General features: G+C 39.2%; 13 protein-coding genes and 1 pseudogene. 4 read left to right on the plus strand and 10 right to left on the minus strand.

The annotated features are described in order from the left end of the window. Positions 1-81: 81 nt before the first annotated feature. The 3 genes from CEF22_RS11245 to tlp form a co-directional block, all read right to left on the minus strand. The gene (locus CEF22_RS11245) at positions 82-639 is read right to left on the minus strand and encodes a YhgE/Pip family protein (protein WP_100402952.1); all 558 of its coding nucleotides are present in this window, start codon (positions 637-639) and stop codon (positions 82-84) included. Then, complete coding sequence (locus CEF22_RS11250; protein WP_157843226.1) at positions 617-910, minus strand: YhgE/Pip domain-containing protein; 294 nt, start codon at positions 908-910, stop codon at positions 617-619. Before CEF22_RS11250 ends, CEF22_RS11245 begins: the two co-directional genes overlap by 23 nt. Before the next feature lie 184 nt (positions 911-1,094). After that, positions 1,095-1,331, minus strand: a complete 237-nt coding sequence (gene tlp, locus CEF22_RS11255) for a small acid-soluble spore protein Tlp (RefSeq protein ID WP_095479428.1) — start codon at positions 1,329-1,331, stop codon at positions 1,095-1,097. A 189-nt stretch (positions 1,332-1,520) separates the two neighbouring features. Here tlp and yppF point away from each other — a divergent pair, with 189 nt between their 5' ends. Next, positions 1,521-1,742: a YppF family protein gene (yppF, locus tag CEF22_RS11260; protein ID WP_157843227.1), complete on the plus strand. Its 222-nt coding sequence runs from the start codon at positions 1,521-1,523 to the stop codon at positions 1,740-1,742. A gap of 79 nt (positions 1,743-1,821) precedes the next feature. Here yppF and CEF22_RS11265 read toward each other — a convergent pair whose 3' ends face one another. Beyond that, positions 1,822-2,277: an OsmC family protein gene (locus tag CEF22_RS11265; protein ID WP_100402955.1), complete on the minus strand. Its 456-nt coding sequence runs from the start codon at positions 2,275-2,277 to the stop codon at positions 1,822-1,824. Positions 2,278-2,479: 202 nt separating this feature from the next. Between CEF22_RS11265 and CEF22_RS11270 the strand changes: the two genes are divergently transcribed. Continuing rightward, on the plus strand, positions 2,480-4,198 hold the full coding sequence (locus CEF22_RS11270) for an AAA family ATPase (protein ID WP_100402956.1): 1,719 nt from the start codon (positions 2,480-2,482) through the stop codon (positions 4,196-4,198). A gap of 73 nt (positions 4,199-4,271) precedes the next feature. Here CEF22_RS11270 and CEF22_RS18940 read toward each other — a convergent pair whose 3' ends face one another. The 5 genes from CEF22_RS18940 to CEF22_RS11290 all read right to left on the minus strand — a co-directional run bounded on the left by CEF22_RS18940 (position 4,272) and on the right by CEF22_RS11290 (position 9,250). Beyond that, entirely contained in the window at positions 4,272-4,403 is a 132-nt protein-coding gene (locus tag CEF22_RS18940; protein ID WP_269799383.1) for a hypothetical protein, read from the minus strand. A gap of 86 nt (positions 4,404-4,489) precedes the next feature. Then, entirely contained in the window at positions 4,490-5,254 is a 765-nt protein-coding gene (locus tag CEF22_RS11275) for a thermonuclease family protein (protein WP_100402957.1), read from the minus strand. 18 nt (positions 5,255-5,272) lie between these two features. Continuing rightward, the gene (locus CEF22_RS11280; protein WP_100402958.1) at positions 5,273-5,860 is read right to left on the minus strand and encodes a lytic transglycosylase domain-containing protein; all 588 of its coding nucleotides are present in this window, start codon (positions 5,858-5,860) and stop codon (positions 5,273-5,275) included. A gap of 129 nt (positions 5,861-5,989) precedes the next feature. After that, positions 5,990-7,507, minus strand: a complete 1,518-nt coding sequence (locus tag CEF22_RS11285) for a glycine betaine uptake BCCT transporter (protein ID WP_100402959.1) — start codon at positions 7,505-7,507, stop codon at positions 5,990-5,992. A gap of 180 nt (positions 7,508-7,687) precedes the next feature. After that, positions 7,688-9,250 (minus strand): hypothetical protein, encoded by a 1,563-nt coding sequence (locus tag CEF22_RS11290; RefSeq protein WP_100402960.1) that lies wholly within the window; start codon positions 9,248-9,250, stop codon positions 7,688-7,690. A 226-nt stretch (positions 9,251-9,476) separates the two neighbouring features. Here CEF22_RS11290 and CEF22_RS11295 point away from each other — a divergent pair, with 226 nt between their 5' ends. Continuing rightward, positions 9,477-9,689 (plus strand): DUF485 domain-containing protein, encoded by a 213-nt coding sequence (locus CEF22_RS11295; RefSeq protein ID WP_100402961.1) that lies wholly within the window; start codon positions 9,477-9,479, stop codon positions 9,687-9,689. A 198-nt stretch (positions 9,690-9,887) separates the two neighbouring features. On the opposite strand, the gene CEF22_RS11300 is transcribed toward CEF22_RS11295, so the two are convergent. Beyond that, positions 9,888-11,078 carry an RNA-guided endonuclease InsQ/TnpB family protein gene (locus tag CEF22_RS11300; RefSeq protein WP_100402962.1) on the minus strand — a complete coding sequence of 397 codons (1,191 nt, stop codon included), beginning with the start codon at positions 11,076-11,078 and terminating at the stop codon, positions 9,888-9,890. Between the two features lie 206 nt (positions 11,079-11,284). On the opposite strand from CEF22_RS11300, the pseudogene CEF22_RS19130 reads away from it, so the two are divergent. Continuing rightward, a pseudogene (locus CEF22_RS19130) lies at positions 11,285-11,375 on the plus strand (DUF485 domain-containing protein); the annotation flags it as partial.

The following is an 11,375-nucleotide window of genomic DNA, read 5'->3' on the forward strand; positions in this document are numbered from 1 at the left end:
TTAGTACTTGAAACAGTATAACACCGTTCTTATTGAGCGGTGTTATACTGCAGCAATCTTTTATAAACCTTTACAATTAGATTACGCGATAATTTGCGTATCTTTAGCTTTCTTAGCCATTTTTTCTGTGTATTTGCTTAGTGGCTTTTTAAATAGGATCGCAAATACAAAGCAAATGATGATAAACAACAGTAAAATTAATACATCTTTTATTACAAACTCCGGTATCATCCCTGCCACTGCCTCTCTTAATAAGCTCACAGCATAAGTAAAAGGGCCATACGGACTTATTTTTTGAAAAAATGAAGGAGTTAAGCTGACTGGGAATGTCCCTCCTGAGCTAGAGAATTGTAATACAAGAAAGATGATTGCCAATCCTTTTCCGATATTCCCGAATACAGACACTAACGTATAAGTGACTGTTACAAAGACCGCACTAATGAGAACGGCAAATACGACAAACCAAAATTTTTCTACGACATAGGCATTTAACAAAAGAATATCTCCAAGACTTACGATTATCGCTTGGAAAAAGCCAATCGTTAAGAAAGTCAATAGTCGTCCGAAGTACACGTGATAACTTTTATATTCTTTATTAGGATCATCTATATCTGTTCTAAAAAGAGATATTAACAGCATGGCGCCCACCCAAAGGGCTAATGTTGATTTTTTCCCCTCGAACAACGGCGCCTTGATCTTCGCTTGTAACAGCCACCTTTATACCCGAAGTATCCGAATAAGGGTCCCACATGGCTTCAATATTGACCCAAGCATAAACTGACGGCAAAAACATAATAGCTATAACAAGAAGAATACCTGTTGGAACTTTTAATAACCTTAACCAGTCTGTTTTATAAATATGTAAGATTTTTTTCATAACAATATGTTTAAATCCCCCTGTTTGTTTCACTTATAGAAAGAATGATCCAATTACAACCCCTTTATTAGATTGTATCATTTTATCATTTTTCTATAGAACTTGTTAAACAATGCCGTTGATTTTGATTGTTTTTCTCTTATTCATGCAAAATAGAAATTTAAACACCTTTCCTCCATAAGAAAAGGGACGTATCGTCTCACGCCCCTTTTTCGTTCTACTGATTTAAATATCCATTTTCCCTTGCATTCGCTTCATCCTGCATTTCTTCATGGAAGGCCGCAATACTGTTTTCACGACGTTGATTTTTCGCTTCAATGGCTGCGCGTTCTTCCCCTTCAGCGTTCATCATTGTTTCTTTTGCTCTTTCAATATTTTCCTCCGTATTTTCGATCATATCCTGTAGCTTTTCTACATTATCAGCACGATCATCTGGCTTTGGTTGATTTGGCATATGCTGTTCCTCCTTATCATCATTCGAACAACTTTTAGCCTCTCCTGTTTCTAAAAAAATAACCATAAATGAAGAAAGAAAATCACCTAGAAACAAAAAAATTGGTGGAAAATGTTGAACGATTCCAAGGAATCAAACCGGATATATATGTTATCATTTTTTATACAACAACTATTGGGAGGGGAAGATATGATCATGAAAGAATTGATTTATCAATTTATTTTACTAAAGAAACGTCAACCTGCTCATTCAAACGAATTGCTGGACTTTATTCAAACAAATTATTTAAATGGAGATTTAACGATAAAAGAATACAAAAGGCTTTTTTATGAACTCGATCAACGCCAAGCTCAAAAACCGATTTATTACATGGATCAATATAGTTTCCTCATCCAACCTCAAGCTCAATAAGAACCACTTTCAGATGACCTTGACGCGGTAAAAATAAAACACACGCAAAGAGTCGTTCTCTTTCACGTGTGTTTTTACATTATTTAATCTCCCAAGTTGAGTCCACTTGTACTCCTGAATCATTCAGCATATTATACACCGGGCATCTTCTTTCAACTTCTTGCCTCAGCTCCTCCACTCGCTCGAAACTTTCTTCAGTTGTTAATTGAACACGATAACGAACTCTTTGAAAATGCGGAGACACACCCGGAACTCCCATTAGACCTCTTACATCTAACACTCCACTGTTCTCAAATTCAACTCCACTATATTGAAAGTTCTTTTCTTTTGAAATAGTCGCAATCATAACGGATGCGCAGCCTGTTAATGCAGCAAGCACATACTCCATTGGGTTCGCTCCATGATCCGTTCCACCTAAACTTTCAGGCTCATCCATAACAATCGGTGCAAAGTCTCTAATATGAACGGATGTTTTCACTCCTTCATTCCAAGCACCTTTCGTTGTCAACTTTACTAAGGATTTCACATCGGCCATTTCTCTTCACTCCTCACATATAATTCCGATAATAAAACTTTGTTTTATAGAAATAAACATATAACAAATAAAATATAATGTAAAGTATTTTCTGAAGATTCGACAAAAGATTTTTTTGGTGCATTTTACACTAGATTACATCTATTCATCTGTCGCTAAATGGATTTATAATGGGAATACATCAATAAAGGAGATGACATGATTGAATTCCACATCGAAAATGATGAAAAAAATACTTCCGCTCTTTGCGGTGTTACTCGTCGTTGCCGCTGGAATTGCTATATATATGAGAGATGCAGATCAAGCTGTATCGATCCCCTTTTCTTCAATAGAAAAAATCATTCAAAGTCATACGAAAGAACCAGTTAGCCTTCAAGAAACATCGGACGGAACAATATATTTAACAACTGAGGATAAGCAATATATCTCACATACTTCTCCTGGAAGTCAGTCAATTGATAGATTAGTAGAAACATATAACATTAAATATATTTACTCCGATCAAACCCCTGCCGATCATTGGATCATCGGTGGATTCGTTGTTGTACTCATCGCAGCAGGTGCTTTTATTCTTAAGCAGAAAAAAAGCGGGATTAATAGCAGTAAATCCATGAAAAATAGCTTATCAAAAGCGAAGCCACTACCTTCCATTTCATTAACAGATGTAGGCGGTCTAGCTACAGAAATGAAAGAAGAGATTTTACAAACACTATCCATCATCAAAAATAAGGAACGTTCGCAAGAGATTGGGATTAAACCGCCTAAAGGAATTTTATTTTATGGTCCACCAGGGACAGGTAAAACTCTGCTTGCCCAAGCGATTGCTAAAGAATTAAACGCTCATTTCTTTTCAGCGAGCGGCTCTGCCTTCACTGAGTTATTTGTCGGCGTTGGTGCGTCGAGGGTGCGTAGCTTATTTGAACAAGCACGAAAACAAAAGCCTGCGGTTATTTTTATCGATGAAGTAGATGCACTTGCTGCTCGCAGGAAAGCTCACGGGGGAGAAGAAGCGGAAAGAACGTTGACAGAACTCCTTGTTCAGTTAGACGGGGGACACGCGAATGATGATATTTTATTTATTGCAGCAACGAATAGAAAAGATATGTTAGACGAAGCGTTTCTTCGACCAGGACGAATTGATTTCTCTTTTCTCGTCCCGCTCCCTGATACGAAAGGACGACGAGAAATTATTGATATTCATGTGAAAGATCGAAAATTATCTGATTCTGTTCACGCGAGTTTAGACCAGCTAGCCCAAAGCACCTCTGGCTTTTCTGGTGCAGAATTACATTCGTTATTTGAGAGCGCTAGCCGACATGCGATTCGGGACGGTCGTGACCAAATAGAAAAGAACGACTTAGATCAAGCATTAGATCGAATTATCCTTGGTCATTCTTCTCGTTCACTCCATGAGCCAGAAATGAAACGAAGAGTCGCTATTCATGAAGCAGGACATGCACTCGTTCAGGCTGTCACAAAACCGGGTTCTGTTCGAAAAGCAACCATCATCCCTAGAGGACAAGCTCTTGGTTATATGGCACCTATTCCGAAAGATCTCCATTTATCAACGACTACCGAACTGCTTGATCAAGTGGCGATGATTCTATCCGGTGGAGTAGCGGAACGATTATTTCTTGGCGAGCATAGCATTGGTGTGAGTGGAGATGTTCAGCAAGCGAAACAAATCATTGAACAAATGGTTGATTCCGGCATGTTGCAAGATGGTTTTACATTAACCTTTAACGAAACAGAACGTGAAACAAAAATGCAGGAGATTTTCCACGCAGCTTTAAAGAAGTCGGAAAGCACCATCCAAGAGCGAAAACAACAATTTCACCAATTAGTCGATGCTTTATTAACGAAAGAGACGATCGAAGGCAGTGAAATCGAGGAGATTATTCGCATAAAAGCTGTCGGTTAAAAAATTTCATTTTCCATGTACAAAAAAACGATCCAACGAGGGATCGTTTTTTTCATGAACCAATCATACTAGTTTATTTTCTTTCTTTTCCATCTCGGTTCGGACGAGGTTTCCCCCACCAGAATTCATGGCGACGTTTCATCATTTCTTCACGTTCTGCCTCTGTCATTTCTCTTCTTTTTTCCGGTTGCTTTTCATTAGCCATGAGTAGAAACTCCTTTCACATAATGGTTGACACCATATTTTATGCAACCCATTAAGAAAAGTTCCTGCTCCTACGTCCTTCTATGCTTATCGTTTCGCTGCCCGGTAACCAGCTGCTTCTGCCGCTTCTTTTGTACAAAACATTTCTTCTGCTTTCGTTGCTTTATAGGACTGACCACCAGGGACATGATAAATCTTCTCGCCTGAACTTGAAATATTCCCCTTTATTTCACATTCAGTATTCGATTCCTTAGGCTCTGATTGAGAATCGGTATTATATCCCCGATCCGTCACATAATCCTCTATCGACCAAATTCCTTTTTTTTGCTGCTGAGCTTCTTTTTGAACGTTTTCAAAACGATCTACATATTTCGTATTAGGCGGGAAAATGGCTACTCTAGCTAAGCCTTCAGCAATCAATTGCTCGTTCACTAATTGCTCACCGAGCCAAACATAAGCAAGCATCCGTCCATATTGATCTCGCTCTTGAACATCTACTTCTAATTCTATTTCTTTGTTCGTTAATAGCTCTTTTGTATAAGCTGATGCTTCAGGTCCAAACGGCTGAACACCTAAACGAGGATGCTTGGTCTCCGGTGTATCCACAAGAATCATCCGCACACGTTCTGTAGTATTATCCGGTAACAAAACATCAATCGTATCACCGTCTACTACATAAGACACCATTCCCTTCACTTTCTCATGTTCAGCAGACAACTCTCCCGTATGATCATTGTTTTCATTATCAGCTACTTGTTCTTTCTTTGTATCGTGACTTCCTTCTTCAACTGAACAGCCACCGAGCAAAAGAAGCCCAATCAACAATAAACTAGCTTTTGTTTTCAACCACATTATATTTGTTTCCTTTTATTATTTATTTGATTTATATTCTTGTAAATAATACAGCACATCATCCACATATTTATCACTATGATTGTAAGCAAAGATGGCTTTTTCTAGTTCTCCATCTGCCGCTCCATGCTTCTGCAAATAGTAAGCCGCACTAAAAATAGCATCTTCTATATCAAATGGATCCGCTATCCCATCCCCATTGGCATCCACCCCATAGCCGCCATATTTTTTAATGACTTCAGGGTTCGTTTTATCTTTTTCAGGAATATCTCCTTTTCCAAGACCTGAGCAAGTTGGATGCTCCCAACCGACAAATGAGCAAGGCATAAATTGAAGAGGCCCCTCTGCCCCTGCTGGCGAAATTAACGGGTCCATTTGAGAAAATTTCGTTTCGACACGATGATGAGCAGCAAGAAGCTCCCATGGCACCCCATACTCTTTTTCAGCTGCTTTATATATTGGAATAAACTCCTCTGGGATAGAAGCGCTTGGAATCGCCTTCCATTGAGGATGATCTTGAATGATAAACATATAGAGAGCAACGCTGAGTAGCGGAATCAAAAATAATGTTCGTTTCACTGATTTCTTTAACCTTCGTCTAGCCATATTAATCTCCTCAAGTATAAAAAATAGGTTCGAATCTATATTAGATAAGCTTGCTCAAAACTGCAAGTAAAACAAGTTTCCATCACGGAAGAACCACCCTTTGTATGAAAGGGTGGTCCGACTATAGCATTATTTTTTGGCTGGTTTCTGAGGTCTTAACATCTTTAACAACTGTCTTCTTTCAATAGATAAAGATCTGTATAAAGACAACATCATTAAAATCATAATAAAAGAAAATGGGAACGCTGCGATAATTAATGCATTTTGCAACGCCTGTAATCCGCCACTATATAATAAAACAACAGCAATCAGTGATTGGGCAATTCCCCAAGTTAATTTAACACGATTCGGCGGTGTTAACGAACCATAGGTTGTTTGCATTCCTAACACAAACGTTGCAGAATCCGCCGAGGTAATAAAGAACGTCCCTACTAAAGTAATAGCTATAATTGATAATACAGGCGCTAAAGGGAACTCATTAAAGACTGCAAATAAAACCGTTTCAGTTGCATTTTTCGTTAAATCAACTGTTCCTGACATTTGCAAGTCCATAGCAGATACACCGAACACAGAAAACCAGAAAAAGCTGACAATGGCTGGCATGAGAAGTGTACCTATTAAAAACTCACGTATCGTTCGGCCTTTAGACACTCGAGCAATAAAGATCCCAACAAAAGGAGACCATGAAATCCACCATGCCCAATAGAAAATCGTCCAACCATTGATCCAAGAGCGATGTTCTTCATTTAATGGAGCAATTTGAAAACTCATTGTAATTAAGTTTTGAAAATATGATCCAATCGTGTCTGTAAACATATTAAAAATCAATAATGTCGGTCCTACGATCAGCATCAAAACGAGCAGTACAACAGCAAGAACCATATTTGTATTACTTAAAATTTTAATCCCTTTACCTAATCCGCTCATCGCTGATATAATAAATAAAATTGTCGCAACAACAATGATAATTAATTGAACATTAAAGTTAACTGGAATACCAAGTAAATAAGAAAGGCCTCCATTAATTTGCGCTGCCCCAAACCCGAGCGTTGTCGCAACCCCTACAAGCGTGGCGAATACAGCAATGACATCAATAACAGTACCGAGTGGCCCTCTCGCTGCACGTCCCAAAATAGGAGTTAATGTCGCACTAATTAACCCTGGCTCATCCTTTCTGAATTTATAATAGGCTAATGCTAACGCTACGAGAGCGTAAATCGCCCAAGCATGAATGCCCCAATGAAAAAATGCATATCTCATCGAGTCTTTTAAAGCTGCATTTGAACCTGCTTCTGCTAAAGGCGGGGTTTTAGCAAAGTGACTCAGTGGTTCAGCAGCACCCCAGAATACTAAACCTATTCCCATACCTGCACTAAATAACATAGCAAACCATGTTGGTGTAGAATAATCCGGCTTCTCATCAGGTTTGCCTAATTTGATCGCTCCTACCGGACTAAATATTAATAATAAACAAAACACAACGATCACAGATACTAAAATTAAATAATACCACCCGAATGTTGATGTAAAAAATGATTGAAGATTGGCTGTTACTGTTTCAAATGACTTTGGTGCAACGACACCAAAGATGACAGCTACTAAAACAAGTGCAGCTGCATACCAAAATACGTTAGAAATTCTCCTCACAAAATTCTCCTCTCTAGTTGAATTGCTAATTAGTGCACATGGGAATGGGTAGTATCAACTTGCACTGGGAGTGATTAGGAAGCTCTATATAACCCTAACAAATATCTTCCCCACAATCAAGGAATTGAAACCTCATACTCTCGTTTCACTAAAAAACCTCCGCTTGTGGCGGAGGTTTATTTAGTGGATCGACTGCTTATTTTCTTTTTCCATCACTAGTTGATACATTTCTGCCAAACCATATGTCTGTTTTTCAGCAATGGCTATTTTTTCTCGTTCTTCCTTTTCATTGTTTTTTAAATGTAGCAAATTTTCTTCTAGCTCATGAATTTTCTTCTTTATTTCCATCAACTTTTGTTCGTTCATAGCTAACCGTTCTCTTAAAAGAATAATTTCTTGCGTGATTTCCGGTGCATAATCAGGATATTTTTCTAATACTGTTTCTGTAATCTCGCTGAATACCTTCTCTAGTTTTTTCTCTAACTGCGCCTTTTCAGTTCCATAATAGCTTGACTTCATAAATGAAGAGACTTTACCAATCAACCCGCGTGTTGACGCTTGTTGCGCCTCTATTTTTTCGTTGACTTTCCTTAAATTTTCTTGTAAACGATTTTGTTTTACACTTAATTCTCCAAAATAAGGCCTCGATGGATCTTGCTTCAAAAGTTGAGTGAGTTTCTGAAGCATTTGTTCGTAATAATTATTGGTTTGGCTACTCGTCCCTTCTAGTGTTTTTTGTTCTTGGTAAAGAATATCTAAAGCTGTTTGACCGTCATTTCGTTTTTTCACTAATTCATTCACTGCTCTTAACAGGGAACAATAGTGTTCAAAACGTTGCTGCCAAGCTGTCGACAATGGCGACAAATCGCTTTGGTTTTCTCCCCCCTCGGAAAGAAATGGCAGTGTCGTTTGCAGAAGAACGATTGGTAGTAACCCTTTATTAAACAATAAATGCTGGTACCGATAAAGGATGCCTCCTCCTTTAAAAATTAACGATAGCAATAAATTAGGATGAGTCATCCAAGAAAAATAAGCAATATCATGAACATTAGCCGCCTCTTTTCTTGAAAAACTTTGGAGAAGTTCTTGATAAAAACGAAAGCCGGCTCGTTCGCATATCGCTGTAAATACAGCAAATACATCCTTTTGTAGAGCCTCCGATAATTCATTTGCTGTACACGCATGTAAACTAAGCTGCTGTCTTACTTGCTCTTGTTGATAATTAGGCATAGCTCGTAAAAAAGCTACGATTTCTTCTGTCCAAAGCATAGACGATGTCTCTTCAGTTTCACTTTGATTTTGTTCATTTAAGTGAGTGTACATTTCAGCTAGTTCCCAATGGACCAAAAACTCCAATTTATTTTTATTAGAAAATTGCTCGTACACATTAGAAAATTGCTTGTATTTTTTTTGTGACATACTGAATACTGCTTCCACAATATTGGCACATTGCGTTTCAATTTCATAGAACTCATTGTATAGTCTTCCGGGCAATTTCAACGTCTTGCTCAAATATAACAATAAATCTAGCTGAAGCTCTCTATCACCCACCCCATTTAACTTTTCTGCTTCTTTACTTAGCCATGTATAAAAATGAGCCGAACGCTCCTTAGAAACAACATCCTTCGTTTTTGAAGATACAATATCCCAAAGCTTCACATCATTAAGCAAAACATAGACAAAACGCAAATGTCTTCCTGTTAAGAAAACGAGTGATCGCGCTAGTTGTTTTCCTTCATTCATCCTCATCCGTCCAATCTACTTAATCTCTATTCTTCTATTATATATCAAAACATGGAAAGATAAAAATTTCCTATTATGATGCGATTGATCGTGTTGTCGAAACATGGTCGAAAAAAATTTGACAAATTCATGAACTTTCTATTGAGAAACCCCTAATAATTTCATAAAATTGACATATAATTCCGAAATTTGAAAAATGCTTTCGGGATAAAAAGGAGGATATTGTATGGAAAACCCACTGTTACATTCCACATCGCCAGAGCAAAAAACAAAATATGAAAAAATTGCAGAAAGACGCGACTTCAAGCATCTAGTCCAAACAAAAAACAAATTTATTGTCCCAGTTTCGATTTTTTTCTTAATTTTTTACTTTTCATTACCGCTATTAACTTCCTACACAACTATTATGAACCTCCCCCACCTACCATTTCGCACTTGAGGTGGAGGTTTCTTGTCGATCCCCTCGATATCAGAATCTGGACGATGTCCATAGGTGTACACGACACCTTCGTCTTTCTCGGGGACTGACGCTCCCATACGGAAGCAGTGGTCTTGACGCAAGAAGTCTCCCGACGGCTTGCTGCCACCGTAAGCAACAGAGAGGACATTCTCTCCCTGGGGCGGTTCTACCCATCTACTACGCCTGTACAGGACGTAGATACGTGATGTTAGTTAGCATCACTTCTCGAAACTTCCCGTGCAAATACTGGGATAAGATATTCCCTGCACCGTGGACATCCCGATGCCGTTCATATCCGCAAGAGCATCGGTAGTTTCGTGAACGAACTTTGTTCCGTTTTCCACAAGCAGGGCATGCTTGCGTTGTGTAGGCTTCACTTTCTTTTGATAATGAGATACCGACCGCCTCTAATTTATAAGACAACTGTTTCGTGAGTTTTCCAAAGCTCCAGTTGCTGAGTTTTTGATTCACTTGTTTAGAACGGAGGCGTTTTCGTTTTTTGTTTCGTTTGCTTGTGTGCCGTTGGACGCCTTCCACATCGCCAAGAGCGACATGCCCGACTTTTTGTTCTATGCACCAGTTCACAAAAGCACGGGTCGTCTTATGCAGGAGATCCCCTAGTTGCCGTTCGCTTTTGGAGAGAATGTACTTTTTTGCTCGATTGTATTGGCACCATTTTCTGGACCCTTTTTGACACCGACTCATGAGAATTTGCAGCTCTCTCACTTTTTTGTTTCGCAACCGGTGAATGCTACGCATCTTCCTCCCTGAAATCACTAACGCTTGTCCGCTCGTACTGACGGCGGCAATCGTATGAATCTCACCTGGATCAATCGCGGCTGTATGACCATCTTGAATCGGTACAGGGTTGATGCCGTCTTCATACGACAAACAGGCATGCCATCGGCCGTCATAGACGAGTTCTACTTCTTTGATCACGCCAGTCGGAATCGAAGCAAGCGTCAACATGAGAGATGTTTGCTGTTTTCCCTGCCATCTTCCTAAGCTAAGTATCAGTTTCCGTCCTTCTAACACGAAGGATTTGTCGACCCATTTAGGAGGAAACACGAATTTTTCTTTGTAGGGATATCGAATGGATTTATTTGTTTTTCTTGCTTGGCGAACTCCTTCTCGGGCACGCAAAAACTTGTGGCACACCGCTTGGATCGTCTGACTGTGAAGAGGATACAAGCCTTTGAGTTCAGATTGAAGGTCACTTTTGTTGATCCACTTGCCATAGATCCGGTAATAATACTGAGCCAGTTGCACGCAGTCATTCCAAATCGTTCCGCAAATTCGACGTAAGTGAAACAACTGTTGAAGCGTGGACTGTGGCGCCGTAAAGCCCGTTTTCAACGTTCGATACATGAGATCACCCTCCCTTGTCATCATTATAAAAAGAATATACGTTCCCATCAATAACAAATGGAAAATTCCATCCTTTTTTCTTTCGACAAATTTCGAGAGGTCCTCCACCAAACGCTTTTCGGCTGTCCCTAACCGAGATTCATCCCCTCCCTACTCGTCGGACTATGCCCTTCACGCTCCTTGAGGAAGAGGACTTCTCTCGGATTATGTTAAATGTCTCTGCGATCGGCTCCATTTCCTGGGTTTGGTTATTTGCTTTTGCTCAATTTATTATGACGTGGGTGCTATGTATGCTAT

The organism is Bacillus sp. FJAT-42315 (assembly GCF_002797375.1).
Taxonomy (GTDB): Bacteria; Bacillota; Bacilli; order Bacillales; family Domibacillaceae; genus Bacillus_CE.

Bases quoted from the DNA above. Each gene is read 5' to 3' on its own strand.
- CEF22_RS11245 (WP_100402952.1), bottom strand. From the start codon at position 639: ATGCTGTTAATATCTCTTTTTAGAACAGATATAGATGATCCTAATAAA.
- tlp (WP_095479428.1), bottom strand. From the start codon at position 1,331: ATGCCAAATCAACCAAAGCCAGATGATCGTGCTGATAATGTAGAAAAG.
- yppF (WP_157843227.1), top strand. From the start codon at position 1,521: ATGATCATGAAAGAATTGATTTATCAATTTATTTTACTAAAGAAACGT.
- CEF22_RS11265 (WP_100402955.1), bottom strand. From the start codon at position 2,277: ATGGCCGATGTGAAATCCTTAGTAAAGTTGACAACGAAAGGTGCTTGG.
- CEF22_RS18940 (WP_269799383.1), bottom strand. From the start codon at position 4,403: ATGGCTAATGAAAAGCAACCGGAAAAAAGAAGAGAAATGACAGAGGCA.
- CEF22_RS11275 (WP_100402957.1), bottom strand. From the start codon at position 5,254: ATGTGGTTGAAAACAAAAGCTAGTTTATTGTTGATTGGGCTTCTTTTG.
- CEF22_RS11280 (WP_100402958.1), bottom strand. From the start codon at position 5,860: ATGGCTAGACGAAGGTTAAAGAAATCAGTGAAACGAACATTATTTTTG.
- CEF22_RS11290 (WP_100402960.1), bottom strand. From the start codon at position 9,250: ATGAATGAAGGAAAACAACTAGCGCGATCACTCGTTTTCTTAACAGGA.
- CEF22_RS11295 (WP_100402961.1), top strand. From the start codon at position 9,477: ATGGAAAACCCACTGTTACATTCCACATCGCCAGAGCAAAAAACAAAA.
- CEF22_RS11300 (WP_100402962.1), bottom strand. From the start codon at position 11,078: ATGTATCGAACGTTGAAAACGGGCTTTACGGCGCCACAGTCCACGCTT.